This window comes from Brevibacillus sp. NRS-1366, from assembly GCF_050467985.1.
The window spans coordinates 1-24045 of sequence record NZ_JBITPN010000024.1; the positions used below are offsets into that span (position 1 = coordinate 1).

Sequence of the window (24045 nt, forward strand, 5' to 3'; positions counted from 1 at the left end):
TACTTGACAGGGGGCACTTCATTTGTAGAGGGCTTTTTTGTGTTTCTTCTTCCTCCCAAAAATGAATGCCTCTATCTAGAAATAGCTGACCCGTCCCTTTAAGAGACGGGTTTATTAATTGGGGTATTCCAGATATTTTTCATCGCTACGATTCCCAAGCATGGCTTGCAATTACAAGGTAATCCAAAATCTGCGCACGACATTGCCATCCTCTTCTGTAAATTCGGATTCAAGTACACCGCCGTTGTTTCGAATCGTTTTTTCCGATGGCGTATTCCAGTGATCGCAGACAACGAGGACTTTATCCAATCCCAGCTCCCTTGTTTTCTCGAGCGACTTGGCAAGGATTACTGTCGCGTAGCCTTTTTGCCTCTCCGACGGTCGAATTCCGTAGCCGATGTGTCCCCCTACTTTCAGCAAACGTTCATTTAAACGATGACGAATATTGACCGCTCCCACGACGCGCCCATCCTCTTTCACCAGCCAGTACGTAGAATGAGGCACATAGTCCGCTGGAAGATTGTTTTCGTCTTTTTCACTCTCCAAAAAATGCAGATACTGTGCAAAGTCGTATGGCTCTTTTTCCACTACCCAAGGAACGATTGGCTCATTGCTGTTTTTCCATTCCTCATAGAATGACAGATACTCCTCATAATGTTCGACCGAAGGCTTCACCAAAGAAAGCTGCTCTTCCATACCTCTCACTCTCCAAACCGTTTTTCCTGTAAATTCTGTCCATCTTAACATGGTGAATGAGAGCCTTCAAGCTACGTTATTTGATATTCACGAGCACTTTGCAGCATGTCGCTGGTCTTTTGCTTTTCTCGACGCAGAAACTGTTTCACTTGGTATGGAGACATTCGATGATATATTTTCTTTCGCAAATAGCGCTCAAAGACATGTGGAAAAGCCAAATCGATAAAAAAAATACTTTTTTGTTGATCGGTTAAGGGATTTTCTTTCAGATACTCAGATAAAAGCATGGTAAATTTCTTCTTACTCCATTTTGAATCGCGATCTATTATGTTATCAACAAGACGGATGATATCCTTTGAGGGAGAATCGTATCGCACATCTTCCCAATCAATGATTGTTGTATCGGAACCATTGATTAAGAAATTCCGCGGATGAAAATCGCCATGACAGAGAAAGTGCTCGTGTGTAGGAAGGTTTCGCCATTTCAGGAAAAATTGATTTTTATGTAGCATGGTTCGCGCTGTTTTCCCTGAGCTGAGAAAAAAGCGAATATACGGCAAGATCACTTTTATTTTTGGTTCTTTTTTGTATCTGTTTCTTTTTTGCCAAGCCCTGATTGAGGATAGGTCATCTTCGTATTCCTTCATCCAGTTGCTTGGTCCGACATACCGATCTCCCAGCTCTGAGCGAAAGCCCAATGAAGCTCTATGCATTTTGCCCAACAAGCTTCCTGCTTGTTTGATACGATTTGGTGATCGTAATCCAAATGGCTTTCCTGGGTACATACGCTGAAGGATAAAAAGATGATGCTTCCAATAAAAATAGGGTTTATTTCGTAATGTAGGAATCACCTCTGGGATGCTGATTCCCTGATTGCGGAGGTAATTCTCTGCATCAATGATAAACAACTGACGAGTCTTTGAAGTATACAGACTTTTGAGGATATAGTTACCCTGATCAGTTTGGAGCCGGAAAACGCTCGTATTTTTGACTGTTGGTATCCGTTTCATGTTGCGAACAGTAAAACCATACTCCTTCCTAATCGACTCCCTCAACCGATTACCCACTTTCATCTCCCCTAAAGTACCTTTTGATTTATCATATAAACACCGAGGTAAACATGTTAACTCACACAACAAAAAACCTCTCGGGTAAAGTACCCAAGAGGTTACGTCTTCCTACTAATACTTGTTGAAAGTCATGGCCCGAATCCTTTGGCTAGGTGGTATTTTTGAAACGCTTAGATTTCACACAAGTTTTTGTTCCCTCCCTGTTGGTAGCAGATCTCTCCGTTGATAATGGTCATCTCGATGTTCATACTCAAAATTTCATCCGGCTCTATCTCCAGTAGATTTTGCGAATAGACCGTCATATCCGCATACTTTCCTATACTCAGAGTTCCTTTGACTGCTTCTTCATTGGTTGCCAGAGCACCGCCATATGTAAATACTCGCAGCGCTTCCTCCACGGTCAAACTCTCGCTTGGATTATATCCCTCATGCGTGTCATGCGGTGCGCGTCGGGTAACCGCAGCGTGGATGCCCAGCAGAGGTTCCAGCGGTTCTACCGGTGCATCGGAACCACCAGCACACAAGACCCCTGCTTCCAGCATAGTCTTCCATACGTAGGCTTGATTAGCCCGCTCGCTGCCGATGCGATCCGCCACCCATGGGAAGTCCCCTACTACAAACCGTGGCTGAATATCAGCTACGATACTTGGGCTCTTCAATCGTTCCAGCAAATCCGGACGAAGCAGGGAGGTATGAATGATCCGATCCCGGTAGGCCACGGTTGGGAATCTCTCCAATGTGTTCAACACATTTTCCAGCGCCTGATCGCCAATCGTATGAACGGCTACAGGCATCCTCACTTCCCGTGCTTCCCGGAACAGCTGGTGCAGAGTCGCATCGTCATGGATCTCACTTCCTACATTCCCTGGATCATCCGAATAGGGAGCGGATAGATATGCCGTTCGACCGCCAAAGCTTCCGTCGGCAAATATTTTAACAGCACCGATCTGCAGCGTCTCGTTCCCGTATCCTGTGTACATCCCTCGCTCAATCAACCGTTTTACATGAGGATGATAGATTAACAGATTACAGCGCAGCCCTAATTTTTCTTCGTTCAACAGCTCGTCATACAGTTGCCAGGTCTGATCCAATCCCCCCAGGGTCCGTAAATCCTCCGTATGGACACTGGTCAGCCCGCATTGCATCGCCAGTTGAATCGCCTGTTTCAACGATTGCTTCAGCTGCTCGTAGGTCGGGTCCGGAATGTGCCTTTGGACGATGTTGGATGCCGTTTCCAGCAACAGGCCAGTGGGTCTTTTTATGAGCGGATCGACTACCACCGTTCCCCCTGCAGGAATGTCCATGCCCGCGGAGTAACCGGCTATTTCCAATGCTTTGCTGTTCACCAGAAACACATGACCGCAAACACGCGTCAGGAAAACAGGGCAATGTGGTGCCACGCTGTCCAGTTCTTCTATCGTGGGCAAAGTCCCTTCCGTGAACCGGTTCTCGTCCCAGCCTCTACCTTGCAGCCACTCGCTCGATGGCGTTTGGCTTGCCCGCTCCTTGACCACTTGAAGCAGGCGATCTTTTGAGGTGACCTTCTCCAAATCCATTGTCATTAATTTGGTTGCAATCGAGGAAAGGTGCAGGTGACTGTCGATCAGACCCGGTGTCACCATTTTGTTGTCCAAATCCTTCACGGTTGCCTCAGGCCGCCCCCACTGCAGAAGCATGTCACGGTGGCTTCCCAGGTCCACAATCTTACCATCCTTCACTACCACAGATTCAACCTTGGGCGCGGATGGATCAAACGTATAAAACCTGCCATTGGTAAAAATCGTTGTCACAGATACCCCTCCTCCATCATTTGGTAAACGTCGCTCCCAGCTGCTGCAATGTCTTCCCGCGAGCGGCGGCTGATTCGGTCAGCTGCCTCCTGAGCTTGTCGGATGGCTTCCTTTTCGTCCACAGTGGTAAGCTTGCGGTCCTCCATGACCACCTGACCATCAATGAGGACTGTCTCCACTTCGCTGCCTCGTGCCGAATAAACAAGATTGGGAACGATGTTACGGATCGGATCAGTGTAGATCGGGCACAAACTAGGGTCTTGCAGATTGAGGATGACGATGTCCGCTTTTTTGCCCTTTTTCAGACTTCCTATCTCGTGATCAAGTCCAATGGCTTTGGCTGATTCGATCGTCGCCAGCCTCAGGGACAGCCACGCCGGAAAAACCCTTGGATCGGATCGCTTCACCTTGTTTAAGATGGCGGCAAACTTCATTTCGTTGAACATGTTATTGCAGTTGTTGCCAGGCGCTTGATCCGATCCGAGGGCCGCCTGGCCGCCCGCTTCGAGAAAGTCCATAATCGGAGGAACCAACCCATCAATGATTCCGATACTGCCCGCACAGTAGATCATGGAAGCCCCGCTTTTTGCCACCAGCTGCGTTTCTTCTTTTGTGGCCTCCGTCAGGTGTACGGCCATTAGTCGAGAATCCAGATATCCGAGCTCATCGAGAAAAGGAATGGAGCGCTTGCCGTACCGCTTCACCATCTGATCGATTTCCCGGTCCCCTTGTGCCACATGCATATGAATTTGTGTATCGTACTTTTGGGCCAGCTCTTTTACCTCTAGCAGCAGTTCCGCTCCCATCATGTCCGCTCCCTGCGGCCCGAAAAGGCAGGTAATTCGCCCGTTTTCCTTGCCATGCCATTCCTCGAACAGCCTGATGCTATCTTTAAGCTTCTTTTCCCCAATCGACGGGTCTAACGGATACAGTTCTCCAACCGGAATTTGTCCGATATCATCTGGCAGTTCATTTACCGTTTCCGCTACTCTGGCACGTGCCCCAACCTTTGCATAATGCTGGATGATCCGGTTCATCGAGTGGTCAAAATCGCAAAAAGTGGTCGTCCCTGCTTTGATCCCCTCGATGATGGTCACCAGCGATCCCTTCAGCGACTCGTCCTCATCGGTATTTTTCTTGAATGGCCACAATCCTTTTTGCATCCAGTGAGACATGTCCTGCGCCATCCCCCTGAAGATGGACAGACCTGTGTGAATGTGCGCGTCAATGAGACCCGGCATAACCAGCTTTCCGGTTCCATCGATCATTCGCTCTGCCTGGTACGCCGCAAGGATCTCGTCCGTCGCTCCTACAGCAAGAATGGTATCTCCTTTCACGGCGACCGCACCGTTTTCCACCATACCGACTCCCTTGCCTTCCATCGTCAAAACAAAGGCATGAGCGATGATCAAATCCGCTTTCATATGAATGACCTCCGTTTCCATTCCTAATGATTTAACACTTTGGAAAGGAAGTCTTTCGCCCGCTCTGTCTTTGGATTGACAAAAAACTGTTCAGGCGGGGCAACTTCCACAATCTTTCCTTCCGCCATGAAGACAATCTGGTTGCAAATTTCCCGGGCAAACCCCATCTCGTGTGTAACGACCACCATCGTCATCCCGCTAGACGCCAGATTTCGTATGGCATCGAGCACTTCTTTGATCATCTCCGGATCAAGAGCGGAGGTAGGTTCATCGAACAGCATCACTTTGGGGTCCATCGCCAACGCACGTGCGATGGCTACCCGCTGTTGCTGTCCCCCGGAAAGCTGGCCGGGAAACGAGTCGAATTTTTCACCCAAGCCTAGAGATGTCAGCAGTTTTTTCGCCTTTTCCTCCGCTTGCTCCTTAGGCGCTTTTTTCACCTGAATAGGGGCAATGGCTACGTTTTCCACGGCAGTCAAATGCGGATACAGATTAAATGACTGGAACACAAAACCGATGTCGGAACGCAGCTTGTTCATATTGGTCTTGCTGTCATGTACTGAAATACCGTCTACAATGATTTCTCCCGCCTGAATCGACTCCAATGCATTAATACTGCGGATCAGTGTGCTTTTTCCTGCGCCGCTCGGTCCGATCAGGGCATACACATGGGACTGTGGCACTTCCAAATTGATATTTTGCAAAACGTTAAGGCTTCCAAAACTTTTGTTCACCTGATTGATTTGGATCACAGTCGGGCCTCCTTCGCAGCTTGATGACACGGTCCCGTCATTCCGACACCCGATAGCGCCGCTCAAGCAGGGCGATCAATTGGGAAAGGAAGAACGTGATGCAGAAGTACATGATGGCGACAAAGGTCCAAACTTCCAACGCACGGAAAGAAGTAGCGACCAGGTTCTTGGCGACCAATGTCAGATCTACCACGGAGATGACAGAAACCAGCGAGGAGTCCTTGATCAGTGTGATAAATTGGGAAGCCATCGGAGGCAGCACCTTGCGAAACGCTTGCGGCAAGATGATAAACCGCATAGCCTGAACGTAGCTCATTCCCGAAGAACGTGCCGCCTCCATCTGTCCACGTGGTACCGCTTGAATCCCTGCCCTGACGATCTCGGCAATAAACGCGGCAGAAAACAAGCCCAATCCAACAACTCCTGACCAAAATGGTCCCAGCTTTAAGAATTTTCCCAGTACAAAAAATATCCACAGCAACAAGACGAGAAGCGGAACCCCGCGGATAAATTCCACATAGCTGACCGCCAGAAAGGAAACGATCCGATTCCCGGAGACCCGGCAAAGTCCCAGCAGAATGCCAACGGGAATGCTGACAAGAAGCGCACTTGCTGATAATTGCAACGTTAACAGTAAACCGTTCCATAACAAGTCAAAATTTTCAGGAATCACACTCCATGTGCCACCCATCGTGATCAAACCTCCTAAAGCCGCTCTCTTTCACGAGAATTGGCGGTTAGTTGTTCTGCTGGACCTCGTTGATCCACTCGTTCGATTTGAACCATTTGTTGATCGAGGCTTGATCTGCCGGACCATTCCGGTACGAAGCCAGGAACGAGTTCAACCATTGGACGGTGCCGTGGTCGTTCAACGGTACGGCGATACCCAGATTCTCGCTGGACAACACCTCGTATACCCCTCTGACAGAGTCACCATTCAAGATTTCATAGACGCGAATACCTGGGTCATCAAAGACGACTGCGTCCGCCTGTCCCTGTTTTACCGCCAATGCAGCATTGGTAAAACCATCAAAGTCCATCACCTGCGCATTTTTGAACAATTGCTTTGCCAAAAGGGCACCCGTCGTTCCCTGGGAAACCGTAATCTTTTTCCCTGCTTGGTCCAAATCCTTCCAGCTTTGCGTAACGTTATCTTTTTTCGGAACCATGAGCACTTGTCCGGCAGAGTAGTACGGATCGGAGAAGCTAACGGCCAAAGCCCGATCCCCGCGAATCGTCACCCCTGAGATGACCATGTCAATGTCACCGGTTTGCAGTGCAGGAATAAGTCCGCTAAACTCAAACTCTTTAAACTCTACTTCCACTTTCAGCGCCTCGCCAATCGCTCGGCCCAAATCCATGTCATATCCGACAAATTTCCCTTGCTTGTCTTTCATTTCAAATGGAAAATAGCCCGGTGAAGTCCCAATGACCAGCTTTTTCTTTTCCACCGCTTTTTGGATCGTAGAAGGAGCACCCACTCCCGTTCCAGCCTCCTGCGAACATCCCGTCACGATCATCAGAAGCAGCGCCATCAACAAAATCGCCATTTTTTTCATATGTATGCCCCCTCATCTTAATTGGAAGTGCGTAAGCTAGGCTTGGTTGATCGGATCTCTGCGGAGAAAAGCGGTCATACAGTGAATCGATCCCCATCCTTTCATGATTTCGTCCATCTGTGTCTCGATCACTTCGATTCCTGCCTGCTCCATCTTGGCTTTGGTTTCTGGATTACCTACTGGCATTACTACCTTTCCTGGCTCCAATGCGACAAAATTGGTGCAAAACGTTTCTTTTACTTCGGCAATATCGGTTGCCTCAATCACGGTAAAGTCTCTGTCCAAAAGCGGCTTCACGACGTCGTAAGGCACCTGCCAAGGAAACAAGACCACTTTCCGCATGTCAGCGATGTTCAATAGGCCATCGATATGAGCGTGACCGTACGGTATCGGGAAGCGAATAATTTCCGTAACCCCAATGTTGCGCAGCTCTGCCTCAACCTGAGCTGCACCTGCCTCGTTGGCCCGAGCTCCAGTACCAATGATCACCGTCTGCCGGTCGACCCACATCGCGCACGCTCCGTCAAAGAAGCCGTCACCATTAATCGTCTTGATGATCGGAACGCCCAACTTGGCCAATTGCTCAGCGATATATCGCTCTTCTCCTCTACGCGCCTCGATTGCGGGCCGGCAAACGATGGCTCCCTCTGGTGTCATCACGACCAGGTCTCTCAGATACAGGGCATTCGGCTTGTCTTCTCGCATGTTCTCCACATAATGAACCTCAACACCATGATCATGATAAATTTGCACCAAGGCGTCCTGCTGTGCCCGTGCCCTTTCCGGATTCATGGCCGCTTTCCAGCGAAAATCGGAAAAATTGCTCTCATTGACTATCTCGATTTCTCTACCCGGTCTCCTCATCAAGACAGATCGCAGCGTGCCTACTTCCGAGTCGCAATACCAATTGCCCCACAAGTCTGGCATATCCTCCGAAAAAGCCTTTTGCGACGGGAACCAGCGCTCTCCTTGCACGTTTACATTCATAATGAACTCCTCCTTATCTTGATGGGTGTGAATAGCATGATAGTAATGCTATTTTATTTCGAAGTATAAAAACAGGCAATACAAAAAATTCTAAATATATTGAATTTTAAAATTTTTCCCAACGAAAACCTCCTCACGAACAAAACGCCCCCGTTACTTGAACGGAAGCGTCTTGCGTAAAAGCTCACATTTTTTGTTTTCACTCGTATTTATCGAATTCAATAATCGCTTGCTTTTCTGAGTCAATCCAGTCTACTTTAGCTCCTAATTGTTCGCTCACGAAGCGCAGAGGCACGTATACTTTCCCTTTTAGCATGCTGACAGGTGTTGACAGTTTTTTTCTAATACCGTTCACTTTTGCTACGTTGCTGCCTACAGCTACCTCAATTCGAGTTTTATCTTTTGTATACACGGCTGTTTTTGTCTTAACCTTGTATTCGACGTTAGCACCCATCGCTTCTCCGATGAAACGGAATGGGACCATGACTGTACCCTTTGTTTGATAAGGATGAACATTCTTCACTGGTTCACCATTGACAGAAGCAGATTTTTCTTTGAGATCCAGGAAAATGAACACTGTTTCCTTGTTCATTTCTCTCAGCATTGCATACAAGAATCCTTTTTTATTGAAGTCGTTGATTCGTTTTTTGTTTTCCATGATTTGTCGGGCGGTTACAACGTTCTTTTGTGCTGGGATCGTAAAAGAAGTTGCCTTACCAAAATTCCACGCATAAGCATCTGATTGTAGACCAAAGGTAAGCGGTTTTTTCAATTCTGGTACGTTGTTCACCGATATACTCAAGTTGCTTGTTGTTCGAACAGGCATTTTGTTTTTATCGATGTAGTAATCAAGCTTAAGCGATACTGATTGAAGGCCTTCTTGTTTCGCCTTTTCAACGAGTACATCTGGTGTATACGTTTTTTCATTCATTTTCAGCTCTTTTTTCAGTTCTGCCAGTGCTTTTTCTACTTCTTTTTTGGCTTGAGCCATGTATTCTGCATTTGTTTTCACCTTGCCATCCGGGTTACTCTCATCTGCATATTTGTTCATTAAGGCAACAAGATCGACAGCGAATTTTTTAACTTCTTTGTTCGTAGTAGCGTCTTTTGCAATAAATAGTCCTAGTTTTATTAATTCTTTTGTATCCAATGTGATAGACACATGTGTTGCTTTTACATGTTGTCCATTTGGAAGCTGAACGGTTGTTGAACCATGGTTTTTCGCATGAGAAAGCTTAAAACCAAAAGTAGAAACGTATTTTTTGAAGAAGTCCATCGTTAATTTGTTCATTTTCTCTTGGAACTCTGCCAGCTTCGCTTGGTCGATCCCTGCTTCACCGGGCAGAGATGAGTTGTCGACAGCCAAATACTTTTTATCCATAGGCGTCGTTACATACAAGTTGTTTTTATCAAGCAGGATTTCAAGCGACGCTTTTTTCTTATCCGACCAAAGATTGTTATCGCGCAATAGCTTATCGTCATTGAGCGTTACTACCATTTTTGCAGTGTTTGCGTCTATGGTAGATCCTTGAATGGTTAGCCCTTCTTTCATGGCCTTCAAGAGAGCTGTTAGTTCCATCCCGTCTTCTTTCTGTTCTTTTGCTAAGCCAGCTAGATTATCGAAGTTGCCCGTCAGCTTTATGCTGCTCTTAAAATCGTAGTTAGGTTTTTCGATGGAAGCAACAACGGCATCTCCTACCAGTGACGCTTCATTGGCGCAACCTGTTAACACAAAAACAGCTGCCAGGAGAAGCAATCCCCATTTTTTCAGGAACATGAACTACACCTCTTCATTAAAATTTTCACCTGAAACTTATGGACAAATCGCAAATATCCACAAACTCCATGCGGATTTTAGCATAAAAAAGCAGCGCATTGTTCATGTAAAATAAACCAAAATACCTACCAGCAAAAAAACCTCTCGGGAATATCCCCAAGAGGTTTCTAGAGCGTATCTTTAGTATTTGTTGAACGTCATGATCCAGATGGAACCAAGTACGATCGTCAAAACGATCACAAGCCCCAGGACCAGTGTCTGTACGTTGTAACGCGGCTTTTCTCCCTCGCGGATATGCATGAAGAAGAACAGCTGAACTACGAATTGCAAGATGGCCATCACCATGATGGTAATCAATGTAGCTGTTTTATCGAGCATCTGATTCATGACCAGTACCAGTGGAATAATGGTGAGCACAATCGACAGGATGAAGCCAATCACGTACGACTTCAATGATCCATGATTGTGATGATCTCCATGGTTTTCATGTTGTGTCATCTTACATCACCCCCATCAGATAGACGACTGTGAAGAGGAAGATCCACACAACGTCAAGGAAGTGCCAGTACAAGCTCAGGTTGGTTACCTTGCGGCGAGTAACCGGTGTGATTCCGCGACGCTTCAACTGAATCATCAGCGCAACCATCCAGAACAGACCAACGGATACGTGCAATCCGTGCGTACCAACCAGCGTGAAGAAGGCGGACCAGAAGGCACTTGTGCCCATGGTTACTCCCTCATGCACCAAATGCGTAAACTCGTTAACCTCCAGCACTACGAACGCCAGACCCAAAAGGGCAGTTACAGCCAACCAGCTGATCATTTCTTTTACTTTCCCTTTATTCATCGCCAGAACAGCCAAACCACTGGTAAAGCTGCTGGTCAAAAGGATAAAGGTGGAAGCGATGATCCCTGGGAGTTCAAACATTTCTTTACCAGTCGGCCCGCCAGCGTAGCTATGCATCAGTACCGCATAGGTGGCAAACAGCGAACCGAACAGAATGCAGTCCGTTACAACGAAGATCCAAAATCCGAGAACCTTTAGTTGCTCGTGCTCTTCATGACCATGATCGTGGTCATGTCCGTGACCATGGTCGTGATGCTTAGCCATCTGTTGCATTACAACACCCTCCCCAGTGAAGCCTCGGTGCGTCGCACTTCATCCACCGGTACATAATAATCCGTATCATATTGGAAGGAACGTACCCACATGCACACAGCGACACCAATAAATCCAATTACGGCGATCCAAACCCAACCGAATGTAAAGCCAAATCCAACCAAGAACCAAAACAGAGACATGATAAACGGAATACCCGAGTTTTTCGGCATATGGATTGGTTCCAGATGCACCGGTTCTTCTTTATACGTACCATTTGCTTTTGCTTGTTTGGTTGCCCACCAATCATCGGCGTCTTTCACTGTTGGAACGACTGCAAAGTTATAGAACGGAGCTGGAGATGGAATCGACCATTCCAATGTACGTGCATTCCATGGATCTCCTGTCGTGTCCCGTTCCCCGTGCTTAATACTGTAAGCGATTTGCCATACTTGGAAGATGAAACCGATCCCCATCATGAAAGCACCGACAGTGGAAACCAAGTTCATATCTGCCCAACCGCGATCCCATCCGTACGTATAGTAACGGCGAGTCATACCCATGAAACCAAGTGCGTACTGCGGCATGAAGCACACGTAGAAACCGATATTCCAGAACCAGAAGCCCCATCTGCCCAATTTCTCATCCAGCTTGAAGCCGAACAGCTTTGGCCACCAGTAGTAAATACCTGCCAAGTAACCGAACACTACCCCACCAATCAATACCTGATGGAAGTGAGCGATCAGGAAGTAACTATTATGGTACTGATAGTCTGCCGGTGCTACCGCCAGCATGACACCCGTTGCGCCCCCTACGAGGAAGCAAGGGATAAAGGCGATGGTCCACAGCATTGGTTGTTTAAAGGATATCCGACCACGGAACATCGTAAACAGCCAGTTAAATACCTTAACCCCGGTCGGAATCGCAATGACCATCGTTGATATCGCAAAGAACGCAATAACACTTGCACTGGTACCCATGGTGAAGAAGTGGTGAGCCCATGTGAAGAAGGACAGTACGGCAATAGCCATCAACGCCCAAACCATGGATTTGTAACCAAAGATCTTTTTCTTAGAGAACGTTGCTACAACTTCAGAGAAAATACCAAAGGCTGGCACAACGACGATGTATACTTCCGGGTGACCCCACATCCAGATGAGGTTCAGGTACATCATCGGGTTACCGCCGCCATCCATTGTGAAGAAATGGGCGCCTGCAAAGCGGTCTAGGAACAAAAGTGCAATGGTTACAGTCAAGATAGGGAATGCAAAGATAATCATAATGCTGCTGGACAATACGGACCAGCTAAACAATGGCATTTGAGAAAGCTTCATGCCAGGTGCACGCATTTTGAGTATCGTTACGATAAAGTTAATCCCTGTAGCCAAACTACCGATACCGGAAATCTGTATACCCCATATCCAGAAGTTCTGGCCGGGTCCCGGACTAAAATCATTTTGTGACAATGGTGGATACGACAACCAACCAGCGTCTGGTGAACCACCAATGACGAACGAGAGGTTGAATAGCATCGCCCCAAGCATGAACAGCCAAAAGCTGAGTGCATTCAAGAATGGATACGCTACGTCACGCGCTCCTAATTGAAGCGGAACAACCATGTTGAACAAACCAAACATCATCGGCATCGCCATGAACAAAATCATGATTGTACCGTGAGTAGTAAAGATGGCATTGTAGTGATCCGAATGTAAGAATTCTACATTGGGGAATGCCAGTTGCAAACGCATCAGCAGGGCGTCCACCCCACCGCGGAACAGCATCAAAAGTGATGCGATTAAGTACATAATCCCGATACGTTTATGGTCAACTGTTGTCAGCCATTCACGCCATAGCCAACCCCATTTTTTAAACTTGGTTAGTACAAACACGATCGCAACCATGGTAAGGGCAATCGAAACGTCTGCACCGTAAATTAGCGGGTCACCAGTTACAAAGAACGTGGATGCAAATTCCTTAATGTTCTCCCACACGTGGTATTCCTCCTCCCTCTCTAATGCTTCATACCGGAGTGATCCATACCCGGCATACTGCTCATATCAGACATTTGATGTGTTTCGTGCGAAGTTTCATTTGTCTCGGCACCTGTCTCGGCAGGTTCTTTTTTCATCACATGATCCATATCATGACCATGGCTATATTTTGCAAGAATCTCTTCAAACAAACCTTCTGGGAAAGCGGAGTAGAGCGTCTTCTCAGTCAATCCTGGCTTTTTCAATTCATTGTAATCTTCTTTCGTCATGGCTGGAGTCGTACCTTTCACTTCTTCCACCCACTTATTAAATTCATCTTGTGGCTTGGCTACAACCTTGAACTGCATGTGAGCGAAGCCTTCCCCAGAGAAGTTGGAGCTGAAGCCTTGGAACTCACCTGGTTCATCTGCTTGCAAATACAGCTCAGTAGCCATTCCCGCCATCGCGTAAATTTGACCACCTAACTCTGGCACCCAGAAAGAGTTCATCGGAGCCTCTGCTGACACTTGGAAGTGAACAGGTACTCCTGCTGGAATCTCAAGGTAGTTAACTGTCGCGATTTTTTGATCCGGATAAGTAAACATCCATTTCCAATCCAATGCCGTAACTTGAATGGTAATCGGAGCCACTTCTTTATTAGGAGACTCTTTCAGCACGTACACATCACGAACGGTAAAGTAACCTAGGATCGCAATGATAACCACTGGGATTCCCCACCAGATTACCTCAAGCGTCGTATTGTGTGCCCAATCTGGCTTGTACGGTGCTTTATTGTCTGGTTTATCCCGATAGCGATATACGATAAAAGCAGTAAGCGCAAGAACTGGAACGATAATGACAGCACACAATATCACGGAAATAATAATGAGATTGTATTGCGTCTCGGCTACCGGTCCCTTCGGATTCAAGACAAGATATTCACTTCCACATCCTGAAAGCAGGACGGTCGCTAGCGCTGCCAAGATCCAAAACTGGATTTGCCTCAGCATTTTTCCTCCACTCATTCTCCTAATCCCTCCTCTTTCACAAACAACAAAACATGTAACTCATAAGCTTTTTTTAATGTAGTTAAACACATCTCATAACCGCAACTACATACTATCAGAGAGAGGACATATTTGTACTTCTTTTTTAGCACGTTCAATATTTCGTAGTTTTTCTGTTACAAAGTGTTCACGAAGCGGTCACGAGTTGATCATAATATTGTTACGAATCTCCTCTAATACACACCCTCACCCAAAATTGGCCGATATCCCCAGTTGCCCAATGCAGTAAAGCGCTTTCAACATAAATGAAAAAGCCCTCGCAAGCCGTGGACCTGGAGCATCCGGCTTACGAGGGCTTTTTTCTTCTATATATTAGGAAGCGCTCTTCCCAGTTTGATGCACACAAAAAACCTCCCATTGTCGTACGGACATGAGAGGTTCTCTTATCGTTTTGTTTTCATCGTCACTACACTTGTTGTTTACGGATGTTCATCAGGCGGAAAACAGTGCTCAATAGGAAGATGTTCATTCCCCCGATCAAAAATCCAATCGAAACCATCAAAGGAAGATTCTCCGATCTGAAATCGCTTACACTGAATGCCATCAACAAAGCGCCAATGATTGTTGCTGTCCACGCCATCCATTTGAGTGTATCTGCTGCTTTTTTATCGGTATTCATGTGACAAGACCCCCGTCATCATAGATTTACAATTCATCTGATGGCTATATTGTAACACAAAATTCATTTGTTGTTCATCTTTTGTTCAAATTTTTATTAAAAAATTGTCAAAAGTTTTCTCGCAAACCTATTGGCATCACTGTTGTGATAATTTTCCTTTGTGTCTTAAATGTGAATCCGTCACATTTTGATTCAGTCATAAATGAGGAAAACCCAGGAAACACTAAAAAAGACCAACTGCTTCAAACATGCTGAGTACATGTCCAATTGCAGTGGCCTTTTTTCCTTGCCATTATTTTTTAGAGCGTCTCCGCCTGATCTTGACCGATGTTGTTTTCTCGCTCCTTCTCCGCTTTCCGTTTGAGGTAATTCCCAACCGCAATGACGATCAGAGCTAATGCTACCGGCAAAATTATATGTAGCGCTGGCAGTACTTCTTCAAGGAAAGCCCCGACTACTTTATCTCCTACAATCATTTCACCTGCTGTATAACCGAGTAATGCTGCACCCAAGAGGACGATAATCGGGAAGCTGTTCATCAGCTTCATCAAAAGCTGGCTACCCCAAATAATTAAAGGAATACTGATTGCAAGTCCAATCAAGACCAAAACCATGTTGCCATTGGCAGCCCCTGCTACCGCAATCACGTTGTCTAGGCTCATGATGAGATCCGCAAAAATAATCGTTTTCAATGCTTCCATCATATTGGAACCACCGCCGATATGGCTGTCTTCATCTTCACCCTTCAACAGCTTGATGGCAATCCAAATTAGCAAAAGTCCCCCGACGACTTGTACAAACGGAATTTTCAACAGCCAAATCGCAATAAAGGTAAGGATCACTCTCAAAATGATCGCCCCAAAGCTTCCCCAAAACACGGCTTTCTTTTGCAGCTCTGGACTCAAGTTGCGACAGGCTAAGGCAATTACGACCGCATTATCTCCACTTAAGACCAAATTAACAATAATAATTTGCAATAAACTAAGAAGAAAATCTGTCATGATGATAGCTCCTTTCGAAAAACTAGCTTGTAGAGTAAATAATAGACCTTTATTTTTCATTGTGCATTACAATTTTCAGCTTCTTTTTCAATTTCTTTTGAATACCACAATCTAAAAAAGAAAGATCTGTCTACATAGACAGATCAAAAATAAATATATAATTATAAATTAATATCCTTTCTTTACCTTTTCACTCTAACTTATTGCGATGGATTTTCCCTGAAGCCGTTTTTGGCAGTTCCTTTCGAAAATGAATCGCTCTCGGGTATTTGATGGAACCTAATCGAGCCTTTACATACGATTGAAGTTCCTTTGCCAATGCATCTGACGCTTCTTCCGGATTAGCTAAAACAACGTACGCTCCCGTTTTGACGAGCTCATCTTTATCTTTTTCACCAATGACGCAAGCTTCTGTCACAGCCGGATGCTCCAACAGGCAATTTTCTATTTCTACCGGTGAAACCCAGATGCCCCCTACCTTTAACATGTCATCTGAGCGACCACAGTACCAGTAATATCCATCCGCATCCTGATAAAATTTATCTCCTGAAAAAAACCATTCTCCAATCATTTTTTGATTCATGGTTTCCTGCTTATTCCAATAAGAAGGAGCAAGACTGTCCCCTTTTACAAGCAAATTGCCGACTTCTCCTGTCATAACTTCACGTAAATCGTCATCGACAATCTTGACCTCATACCCAGGCACCACTTTTCCTACACTGCCAGGCTTACTAAAACCGGGACGATTGGCGATAAATACGTGGAGCGTTTCCGTAGATCCGATCCCATTTACGATTTCTACGCCGAATCTTTTTTTCCATTTGTGATAGAGCGAGGGAGGGAGAGCTTCACCTGCAGATACAAAGAGTCTGATGGATGATACATCATAGTCTTTCTTTTCTGCTTCCCGAAGCATAGCTGCATAGATGGTTGGGACCGCGAAGAATACTGTCGGGCGGTATTTGGTAATGGCATGCAAAAGATGTTCCGGGGTTGGCCGCTCTTGCATCAATACCGTCGATGCACCTGCACGAAATGGAAAAAACATCCCATTCCCCATTCCATAGCCAAAAAACAGCTTGGAAGCAGTGAGAATCACATCATCCCCCGATATTCCCAGAACCTGCTTAGCAAAACCTTCATAACAAACATGCATGTCATAATGCAAATGAACGGTTCCTTTTGGCTTTCCCGAGGTACCCGAACTATACTGAAAAAAAGCCACGTCATCTCTATTTGTTTTTGCGCAATCCAGTTTCGTCGAAGAGGCTTCCACCCAATTTTCAAAGGAGATAAATCCTTCTGCCTCCCCGACAACGACAACAGGCTTTGGAAATCTCATGTTCTGGGCTGCGGGTAAAACGATAGGAAGTAGATCTTTTTCAACCAGCAACAGGTCTGCACAGCTATCCTCTAAAAAGTAGCGATAGTCCTCCGTTGTTAGCCATGTACTCACGGAAATGGGAACCGCACCGATTTTTAAAGCACCGTAATAACTGGCTACCAGATGTGGTGTATCGTACAGAATCATAAGAACTTTGCTCCCGGCCTTTATTCCGCCGGCTTGCATCGCATTTCCTACTTTGTTTACCTTTTCACTCAACGCATGGTAAGTTAAGCTTTCATCCTTGAAATAGATCGCGATTTTACTTGCTCTTCCTTCTCGCATATTTTTCTCGAGAAAATGCTCAGTGACATTGTAGTTAACGGGTATTCTTATGTTCAAATACGTTCACCACCCAAATCGTCTAAATGTAACAAAAAAATAGTTTTGGTTTTTTCGCTTATTTACTATCTTTTTCGAACATGTTTGTAAAAGCTGACGGCTCCGGCAGTAAGCACTCCATAATATTTCCGAAACAGATGACGGGCTTCTTCCCCTACCCAGTTTACATGCAATAGTTCAATGGGCAGCTCAGGGTCAATATGAAGAAACATTCGATATTCATGAACAAGGTTCACACGTTCGGCAAAAGTCCGGTGATCATCCCACTGTTCTTTTTCCTGTAAAAAAGCCAGGTAACGAGGTTCGTATTTGTTTATAAATTCTGTGTATTTTAAATTAATCGAATCCATTTCCCATGCTTGTTCGACCAAAGATTGATTGCTTCCTGGTCCAATATGTCTGGATTCAAACATCTGAATAAAATGTTCCATCTGATACGTTTTAATGACTCGCTTGATCGGATCGAATAAATTATACGGCGTTATCCATGTGCCCGGTGTTAACTGACCAAACCCATGCCAAGCCAGTTCTTTGCGCAGCTGGTCACGAAGCTGTCTGTTTTTCTCCGGTATCGAATAGACGAGAACTCTCCACCATCCGTCCCAATTGATTGTATCTACCTCTCGAAACGTACGTCGCAAGCCTTCATCCATTTTCTCTATCCCTTCATCGGAGAGAGAATAGTAGGTTACACCATCCTGACGCTTCGAAAGAACAATTTGCTGATGCCTCATGCGAAAAATGGCAGCTTTAACGGCTTCTTCAGAAAACTCAAGAGCGCCTAACAGTTTGATTAGTTCTGGCATCGTAATCATTCCATTATCTTTGCGAATATAATCCCCAAAGATCGTAAAAAATGCCGAGCGTACCTGCAACTGATACTCCACCACCATTTCGTAAAATCCCCATTATGATGCAAAAATTGTATCAAAGTCTTCGCTAGAATGCTAGGACGCAAAATGACGCCCAAATCGGACATGCAAAAAGCGCTTAGCAACCAAAGCTGCTACGCGCTGTCCGTAACCCAAATTCCATTTTTTTCTCTATTTGCAAGAAAACGAAACGCTCCCTAATTCCGCAAATTGAGCATGAATGGTGTCGCCAGATTGGAAGCTGATCGCTTCTGAGATCGCTCCACTAAGGATGATATCTCCTTTTTTTACGCCCTTTCCGACTTCCCCAAGCTTGTTGACTGCCCAAGCTACAGAAGCCCCCGGATGACCCAAAACGGCTGCACTTGCCCCAACTTGCGCTACTTCCCCGTTTTTGGACAGAACCATTCCAAGATTCCCCAAATCCAGACTTTTCGGCGAAACCCAATGGCTTCCTACTACAAACCTGGCGGAGGAACAATTGTCGGCAATCACATCGGCGAGCGTGAATCGGAAGTTGAGGTAGCGGCTGTCGATGACCTCGATTGCCGGAGCCACATATTTGGTCGCTGCCAGTACTTCTTCAGAAGTGATGTTCGTTCCTTGAAGATCTTCCCCCATGAAAAAGGCTATTTCCGGTTCCGCTTTTGGATGAATGAGCTGGTCAAACTCCAAGGGCTGCCATTCCAAGGCAAGCATTTCATCAGTAATATACCCGTAGATGGCCTCGTGAACACCCATCATTTGTTGTTTGGCACGACTGGTTAACCCTAGCTTCAACCCAATGATTCTTGCGCCTTCCTGCACTTTGCGCTCAAGCAGCTTTTCCTGAATGGCATAGGCTTCAGCGAACGTCAGTTGGGGATACTTGTCTGTCACTTTCTCAACTTCTCTGCGTTCTTTTTCAGCTGACAGAAGATAGTCTACGATCTCCTGATCCATACCTTGCGCCAATGTCATGATTACACCCCCAGCCTTTGCGCTTTCGCCAGTTCAGCCGCAACGTCAAGAATCATGTCTTCCTGACCCCCGACTGCTTTTCTTTTTCCGAGCTCGATCAAGATATCACGTGCATCTATGCCAAAACGTTTGCCTGCTCGTTCTGCATGCAGCAAGAAGCTCGAATAGACACCGGCATATCCGAGAACCAGGCTGCCTTTCTTTATCTCCTGACTGTCAGGTATCAGCGGCCCCACGACTTCTTCGGCAAGGTCCATCATTTTGTAAAGATCAATGCCAAGGTGCATTCCCATACGCTCCAGGACCGCGATCAAAACTTCTGTTTGCGTATTTCCTGCACCTGCCCCCAAACATCGTACGCTTCCATCAATGCGGGTAGCTCCCTCTTCAATGGCAACGAGTGTATTGGCTACGGCAACGGACAAATTATTATGAGCGTGAAAGCCAACTTCAATGTCTAAAGACTTTCGCAAAGCGCTGATCCGCTCACGGACTTGTTCAGGCAGCAAAGCACCAGCCGAATCGGTCACATACACAGCCTCGGCCCCGTAACTCTCCATTAATTTGGCCTGACTCACCAGCTGCTCCACTGGAGCCATGTGAGCCATCATCAAAAATCCGACTGTTTCCATGCCCAGCTCACGCGCTGCGTAAATGTGCTGCGCCGAGACATCCGCTTCTGTCACATGTGTCGCGACCCGAACCAGGCTCGCTCCCAGCTTATGGGCCTGCTTTAATTCATTCACAGTTCCAATCCCCGGAATCAAGAGCACGGCAATCTTGGCCTGTTTGCATTCTTCTACCGCAGCTTCGATCAACTCCATTTCATCCACACGGGAACGGCCGTATTGGAGAGTAGAACCGCCAAGTCCATCTCCATGACTCACTTCAATATAGTGCATACCGGCATCATCCAGAGCGCGTGTCACACACCGAACCTGCTCTTCTGTATATTGATGGGCAACGACGTGGCTGCCGTCACGCAAGCATACTTCGGTTATCTTGACCTGTTTGTCGGTTTTACGATTCATGAGCAGAACTCCTCTCCCTGCATATGACGGGCCAGGTCCTCAGCTGCTCGTGCTGCTGCGGCAGTCATTATGTCCAAATTGCCTGCGTAATTCGGGAAATAATCCCCTGCCCCTTCTACTTCCAAGACAACCGTTACCCGCTTTTCATCAAATAAGATATCTTGTTTCAAACGATACCCCGGAACGTATTGCTGGACGGTTTTGATCATGTCATGCACGGATTGACGAATCGCGGCTTCGTCCATCTGCTTTACTTCGCAATAGATCGTGTCGCGCATGAGAATAGGGGGTTCGGCAGGGTTGAGGATGATGATCGCCTTGCCCTGGTCAGCACCACCCACCTCTTCAATCCCGCGGCGAGTCGTAATGGTAAACTCATCAATGTTTGCCCGAGTGCCAGGTCCTGCACTTTTACTCGAGATGGTCGCAACGATTTCTGCATAAGAAACGTCGGCTACCCGATTGATGGCATGCACGATCGGAATCGTCGCCTGTCCACCGCAGGTGATCATGTTGACGTTTCCTTCCTTTCCATTCGCGTCTGAGTTAACAGCCGGACAGACAAAAGGTCCTCTCGCCGCCGGGGTCAGATCAATCGCCAGCTTCCCCAATTCTTTTAAAACCTTCGCATGCCTCACATGTGTTTTTGCTGAAGTGGCATCGAAAACGATGTCTGCTAAATCAGGTTGGTCAATGATCGCTTGAATCCCAGTCGCGAACACCTGATATCCCCGCTCTTTTGCCCGTTTGAGTCCGTCAGAATCCGGATCAATCCCTAGCATCGCGGTCAATTCGATGGTCTCACTTCGCTCCAGCTTATACATGAGATCGGTGCCGATATTTCCGGAACCGAGTATGGCTGCTTTCACTTTACTCATCACGACTTCCTCCCTTTACTCAAATGAAACAGAAACGGACCCAAGTGGACCGAAATTGGCTACGATGGAATCGCCATGCGTTACGTTCTGAGCGGCGGATAGCGCCCCCGGGAGGATTAATTCTCCAGCCTTCAGTTGAATCCCGAACTCGTGCAGTTTGTTTGCCAGCCAGGCGATGGCATGTGCCGGATGCCCCAGAGCCGCAGCACCTGATCCTGTCGCCACGAGCTCGTCATTCTTATACAGCACCATGCCGATGCTCCGTAAATCCAAGCCTTCTATCGTACTTTGCCTGTCTCCCACAACCACTTTTGCAGAAGATCCGTTGTCAGCAACTGTGTCGACCAAGCGTATCTTCCAATCAGCAATGCGGCTGTCTATGATCTCCAGGGTAGGCACCACATATTTGGTAGCCAGTAATACATCCATGTAGGTGACCTTTGGACCGACCAGGTCTTCCCCTAGAATAAAGCCGATTTCTGCCTCTACTCGCGGAAAGAGCAGGTCGCTTACTTGAATGGTTCCGCCATTTCCTACCCGCATATCATCAAACAGATGTCCATAATCCGGTTCATTCACACCCAGCATTTGCTGCATAGCCGTACTCGTGAGACCTACCTTTTTTCCGATGACCACCCGTCCATCTGCGAGCTTTTGCTTCATGATTTCTAATTGAATGTGGTACGCATCCGATACACTCATATCCGCAAAACGCTCTGAAATCGGAGCGATGGGACGCTTGTTTTTCTCTGCCTCCATCAATTCTTCCGCAAGTACTTGAATGGACAGTTTCATAGACTAGCTCCTTTCTTCCCTGTTTTCGCTATAATTTCATCGTTACGGTTTTGGCTTCGGTATAAAATTCAAAGCTGTGTCGACCGCCTTCGCGCCCTATACCGCTAGCTTTTGACCCGCCAAAGGGCGTGCGCAAATCACGAACGTACCAGCAATTGATCCACAACAGGCCAGCATGCACCTGTTCCGCCACCCGGTGAGCTCGTCGCAAATCATTGGTCCATACCACGCCGGCCAATCCGTAGATGGAGTCATTGGCGATGCGAATGGCGTCTTCTTCCGTTTTAAAGGGAATGACCACGACGACTGGACCGAAAATCTCTTCTTGGGCAACTCGCATTTTATTGTCGACATCATAAAGAACAGTAGGCTCGTAGTAGTTTCCTTCGCCCAAGTCTGTTAATCGTTTTCCGCCTGCCGCGAGCTTGGCACCTTCGGAAAGACCGATTTGCACGTACCCGTCCACTGTTTCCAGGTGGTTTTTGGACACAAGTGCTCCCATCTCGGTGGCTGGGTCCATGGGATCGCCCACTTTGAGCTTTTGTGCCGCTTGGACGAATTTGTCCAGGAACTGATCGTAAATGCTTTCCTGAACCAGCAGCCTGGAGCCAGCGAGGCAAATTTCCCCTTGGTTTCTGTAAATCGCTTCTATCGACCCGCGGACCGCTTCATCCAGATCAGCATCCTCAAACACGATATTGGCTGACTTCCCTCCCAATTCAAGCGAGACGGGAATTAACTCGGAGGCTGCGTTTTTCATCACTGTTTTTCCGGTATTGGATTCACCTACAAATGAAATCCGGCGCACATGAGGATTGGTACACATCTGCGTACCTACAGATCCTCCGGGACCGGTAATGATATTGAGTACACCGGGCGGCAAGCCTGCTTCATTGGCGATCTCACCGAGCATGACCGCGGAAAGCGGCGTATAGGAAGCAGGCTTCACCACAACCGTATTCCCTGCCGCCAATGCTGCGGATGCCTTCCAGGTCATCTGCATGAATGGGAGATTCCACGGAATGATCAAGCTCGTCACACCAGCCGGAGCGTATTTGGCATAGGACATGAATTTGCTCATCTCGTAATTTTCATGGACGACATATTTAGCCATTTCCGCAAAGAATCGCAAATTCGCGGCTGCCCGCGGTATATCGAAGCCGCGACTTTCCTTGATCGGCTTCCCTACATCCAACGTTTCTACTGTTGCCAACTCATCTACGCGTTCCATGACGAGGTCAGACATCTTGCAAAGAATGCTGGCCCTTTCATCGACAGACATTTTGCTCCAGACACCGCTCTCAAAGGTACGTTGTGCCACTGCTATCGCCTTTTGCGCATCTTGCTCGTTGGCATTGGCGACAGACGCCAGCTTGCAATTCGTGGAAGGGTCGATGGAATCAAAGGTCTCCCCCGAGATAGCGTCGACGTATTCGCCGTCAATGAACAGTTTCGCATTTTTTATCGTTTTCCGACTCACATTTGTGGTCTGACCCATGTGTATCCTCCTATTCCTCCACTTCTAGAATCATCTCGACTTCAACGGCATTGTTCAGCGGCAGCTGCGCCATGCCGACAGCAGAACGTCCGTGCTTGCCTTTTTCCCCGAAGATTTGGACAAGCAAATCCGATGCTCCATTCATGACTTTGGGTTGATCGGTAAAATCGGGATCACTATTGACAAAGCCTAAAATTTTGACAATGCGCTTTACTTTGCCGAGTTCGCCTAGCTCTTGTTTCACCACAGCTAGTAAATTGAGCATGCACTGCCGGGCTGCCAAATAACCGACCTCAATCGTGACATCTGCTCCCAGCTTTCCGCGGTATTCATCCGTGCCTTGACCAGCCGTAATGATCAGATTACCTGTGCGTACACATCCGACGTAATTCCCGACAGCCTGGCGCGGTGCAGGCAAGGTCAAACCTAATTCCTGTAGTCGTTGTTCAGGTGTAACGTCCACATGATTCATTT

At 46.9% G+C, this 24045-nt stretch carries 23 protein-coding genes; all 23 read right to left on the reverse strand.

Annotation, left to right across the window (positions count from 1 at the left end):
* Positions 1 to 171 precede the first annotated feature (171 nt).
* Positions 172 to 696, reverse strand: coding sequence for a GNAT family N-acetyltransferase (locus ACIFQN_RS21600; RefSeq protein WP_429835110.1), 525 nt, complete (start codon positions 694 to 696; stop codon positions 172 to 174).
* Between the two features lie 71 nt (positions 697 to 767).
* Positions 768 to 1769, reverse strand: coding sequence for a CotS family spore coat protein (locus ACIFQN_RS21605; protein ID WP_429835111.1), 1002 nt, complete (start codon positions 1767 to 1769; stop codon positions 768 to 770).
* 167 nt (positions 1770 to 1936) lie between these two features.
* Positions 1937 to 3556 carry an amidohydrolase gene (locus ACIFQN_RS21610; protein WP_429835112.1) on the reverse strand — a complete coding sequence of 540 codons (1620 nt, stop codon included), beginning with the start codon at positions 3554 to 3556 and terminating at the stop codon, positions 1937 to 1939.
* Positions 3553 to 4980 (reverse strand): amidohydrolase family protein, encoded by a 1428-nt coding sequence (locus ACIFQN_RS21615; protein ID WP_429835113.1) that lies wholly within the window; start codon positions 4978 to 4980, stop codon positions 3553 to 3555. Before ACIFQN_RS21615 ends, ACIFQN_RS21610 begins: the two co-directional genes overlap by 4 nt.
* 23 nt (positions 4981 to 5003) lie before the next feature.
* Positions 5004 to 5732, reverse strand: a complete 729-nt coding sequence (locus tag ACIFQN_RS21620) for an amino acid ABC transporter ATP-binding protein (RefSeq protein WP_429835114.1) — start codon at positions 5730 to 5732, stop codon at positions 5004 to 5006.
* A gap of 37 nt (positions 5733 to 5769) precedes the next feature.
* Positions 5770 to 6423, reverse strand: a complete 654-nt coding sequence (locus ACIFQN_RS21625; protein ID WP_429835115.1) for an amino acid ABC transporter permease — start codon at positions 6421 to 6423, stop codon at positions 5770 to 5772.
* A gap of 46 nt (positions 6424 to 6469) precedes the next feature.
* Positions 6470 to 7291, reverse strand: coding sequence for a transporter substrate-binding domain-containing protein (locus ACIFQN_RS21630; RefSeq protein WP_429835116.1), 822 nt, complete (start codon positions 7289 to 7291; stop codon positions 6470 to 6472).
* A 36-nt stretch (positions 7292 to 7327) separates the two neighbouring features.
* Positions 7328 to 8278 (reverse strand): dimethylarginine dimethylaminohydrolase family protein, encoded by a 951-nt coding sequence (locus ACIFQN_RS21635; RefSeq protein ID WP_429835117.1) that lies wholly within the window; start codon positions 8276 to 8278, stop codon positions 7328 to 7330.
* A gap of 199 nt (positions 8279 to 8477) precedes the next feature.
* Positions 8478 to 10055: a copper amine oxidase N-terminal domain-containing protein gene (locus ACIFQN_RS21640; RefSeq protein ID WP_429835118.1), complete on the reverse strand. Its 1578-nt coding sequence runs from the start codon at positions 10053 to 10055 to the stop codon at positions 8478 to 8480.
* Positions 10056 to 10235: 180 nt separating this feature from the next.
* The gene (cyoD, locus tag ACIFQN_RS21645; RefSeq protein ID WP_429835119.1) at positions 10236 to 10553 is read right to left on the reverse strand and encodes a cytochrome o ubiquinol oxidase subunit IV; all 318 of its coding nucleotides are present in this window, start codon (positions 10551 to 10553) and stop codon (positions 10236 to 10238) included.
* Between the two features lies 1 nt (position 10554).
* Positions 10555 to 11175, reverse strand: coding sequence for a cytochrome o ubiquinol oxidase subunit III (gene cyoC, locus ACIFQN_RS21650; protein ID WP_429835120.1), 621 nt, complete (start codon positions 11173 to 11175; stop codon positions 10555 to 10557).
* Positions 11175 to 13145: a cbb3-type cytochrome c oxidase subunit I gene (locus ACIFQN_RS21655; protein WP_429835121.1), complete on the reverse strand. Its 1971-nt coding sequence runs from the start codon at positions 13143 to 13145 to the stop codon at positions 11175 to 11177. The genes cyoC and ACIFQN_RS21655 overlap by 1 nt, the downstream gene beginning before the upstream one ends.
* 20 nt (positions 13146 to 13165) lie before the next feature.
* The gene (gene qoxA / locus ACIFQN_RS21660) at positions 13166 to 14149 is read right to left on the reverse strand and encodes a cytochrome aa3 quinol oxidase subunit II (RefSeq protein ID WP_429835122.1); all 984 of its coding nucleotides are present in this window, start codon (positions 14147 to 14149) and stop codon (positions 13166 to 13168) included.
* A 448-nt stretch (positions 14150 to 14597) separates the two neighbouring features.
* Positions 14598 to 14810, reverse strand: a complete 213-nt coding sequence (locus ACIFQN_RS21665; protein ID WP_429835123.1) for a hypothetical protein — start codon at positions 14808 to 14810, stop codon at positions 14598 to 14600.
* 299 nt (positions 14811 to 15109) lie between these two features.
* Positions 15110 to 15811 carry a TerC family protein gene (locus tag ACIFQN_RS21670; protein WP_429835124.1) on the reverse strand — a complete coding sequence of 234 codons (702 nt, stop codon included), beginning with the start codon at positions 15809 to 15811 and terminating at the stop codon, positions 15110 to 15112.
* Between the two features lie 190 nt (positions 15812 to 16001).
* Positions 16002 to 17537: a benzoate-CoA ligase family protein gene (locus ACIFQN_RS21675; RefSeq protein ID WP_429835125.1), complete on the reverse strand. Its 1536-nt coding sequence runs from the start codon at positions 17535 to 17537 to the stop codon at positions 16002 to 16004.
* A 65-nt stretch (positions 17538 to 17602) separates the two neighbouring features.
* Positions 17603 to 18430, reverse strand: coding sequence for a PaaX family transcriptional regulator (locus tag ACIFQN_RS21680; RefSeq protein WP_429835126.1), 828 nt, complete (start codon positions 18428 to 18430; stop codon positions 17603 to 17605).
* 150 nt (positions 18431 to 18580) lie between these two features.
* A complete protein-coding gene (locus ACIFQN_RS21685) occupies positions 18581 to 19369 on the reverse strand; it encodes a 2-keto-4-pentenoate hydratase (protein ID WP_429835128.1) in 789 nt (262 codons plus the stop codon).
* Positions 19370 to 19371: 2 nt separating this feature from the next.
* Positions 19372 to 20400, reverse strand: a complete 1029-nt coding sequence (gene dmpG / locus ACIFQN_RS21690; protein ID WP_429835129.1) for a 4-hydroxy-2-oxovalerate aldolase — start codon at positions 20398 to 20400, stop codon at positions 19372 to 19374.
* Positions 20397 to 21278 carry an acetaldehyde dehydrogenase (acetylating) gene (locus ACIFQN_RS21695; protein WP_429835130.1) on the reverse strand — a complete coding sequence of 294 codons (882 nt, stop codon included), beginning with the start codon at positions 21276 to 21278 and terminating at the stop codon, positions 20397 to 20399. The genes dmpG and ACIFQN_RS21695 overlap by 4 nt, the downstream gene beginning before the upstream one ends.
* 15 nt (positions 21279 to 21293) lie before the next feature.
* Positions 21294 to 22073 carry a 2-keto-4-pentenoate hydratase gene (locus ACIFQN_RS21700; protein ID WP_429835131.1) on the reverse strand — a complete coding sequence of 260 codons (780 nt, stop codon included), beginning with the start codon at positions 22071 to 22073 and terminating at the stop codon, positions 21294 to 21296.
* Positions 22074 to 22101: 28 nt separating this feature from the next.
* Positions 22102 to 23571, reverse strand: coding sequence for an aldehyde dehydrogenase (locus ACIFQN_RS21705; protein ID WP_429835132.1), 1470 nt, complete (start codon positions 23569 to 23571; stop codon positions 22102 to 22104).
* Positions 23572 to 23581: 10 nt separating this feature from the next.
* Entirely contained in the window at positions 23582 to 24043 is a 462-nt protein-coding gene (locus ACIFQN_RS21710) for a RidA family protein (protein WP_429835133.1), read from the reverse strand.
* Positions 24044 to 24045: the final 2 nt, after the last annotated feature.

Coding starts and splice junctions, on each gene's coding strand:
- ACIFQN_RS21600 (WP_429835110.1), bottom strand. CDS start 696: ATGGAAGAGCAGCTTTCTTTGGTGAAGCCTTCGGTCGAACATTATGAG.
- ACIFQN_RS21605 (WP_429835111.1), bottom strand. CDS start 1,769: ATGAAAGTGGGTAATCGGTTGAGGGAGTCGATTAGGAAGGAGTATGGT.
- ACIFQN_RS21615 (WP_429835113.1), bottom strand. CDS start 4,980: ATGAAAGCGGATTTGATCATCGCTCATGCCTTTGTTTTGACGATGGAA.
- ACIFQN_RS21625 (WP_429835115.1), bottom strand. CDS start 6,423: ATGGGTGGCACATGGAGTGTGATTCCTGAAAATTTTGACTTGTTATGG.
- ACIFQN_RS21630 (WP_429835116.1), bottom strand. CDS start 7,291: ATGAAAAAAATGGCGATTTTGTTGATGGCGCTGCTTCTGATGATCGTG.
- ACIFQN_RS21635 (WP_429835117.1), bottom strand. CDS start 8,278: ATGAATGTAAACGTGCAAGGAGAGCGCTGGTTCCCGTCGCAAAAGGCT.
- ACIFQN_RS21640 (WP_429835118.1), bottom strand. CDS start 10,055: ATGTTCCTGAAAAAATGGGGATTGCTTCTCCTGGCAGCTGTTTTTGTG.
- cyoD (WP_429835119.1), bottom strand. CDS start 10,553: ATGACACAACATGAAAACCATGGAGATCATCACAATCATGGATCATTG.
- cyoC (WP_429835120.1), bottom strand. CDS start 11,175: ATGCAACAGATGGCTAAGCATCACGACCATGGTCACGGACATGACCAC.
- qoxA (WP_429835122.1), bottom strand. CDS start 14,149: ATGAGTGGAGGAAAAATGCTGAGGCAAATCCAGTTTTGGATCTTGGCA.
- ACIFQN_RS21665 (WP_429835123.1), bottom strand. CDS start 14,810: ATGAATACCGATAAAAAAGCAGCAGATACACTCAAATGGATGGCGTGG.
- ACIFQN_RS21670 (WP_429835124.1), bottom strand. CDS start 15,811: ATGACAGATTTTCTTCTTAGTTTATTGCAAATTATTATTGTTAATTTG.
- ACIFQN_RS21680 (WP_429835126.1), bottom strand. CDS start 18,430: ATGGTGGTGGAGTATCAGTTGCAGGTACGCTCGGCATTTTTTACGATC.
- ACIFQN_RS21685 (WP_429835128.1), bottom strand. CDS start 19,369: ATGACATTGGCGCAAGGTATGGATCAGGAGATCGTAGACTATCTTCTG.
- dmpG (WP_429835129.1), bottom strand. CDS start 20,400: ATGAATCGTAAAACCGACAAACAGGTCAAGATAACCGAAGTATGCTTG.
- ACIFQN_RS21695 (WP_429835130.1), bottom strand. CDS start 21,278: ATGAGTAAAGTGAAAGCAGCCATACTCGGTTCCGGAAATATCGGCACC.
- ACIFQN_RS21700 (WP_429835131.1), bottom strand. CDS start 22,073: ATGAAACTGTCCATTCAAGTACTTGCGGAAGAATTGATGGAGGCAGAG.
- ACIFQN_RS21705 (WP_429835132.1), bottom strand. CDS start 23,571: ATGGGTCAGACCACAAATGTGAGTCGGAAAACGATAAAAAATGCGAAA.
- ACIFQN_RS21710 (WP_429835133.1), bottom strand. CDS start 24,043: ATGAATCATGTGGACGTTACACCTGAACAACGACTACAGGAATTAGGT.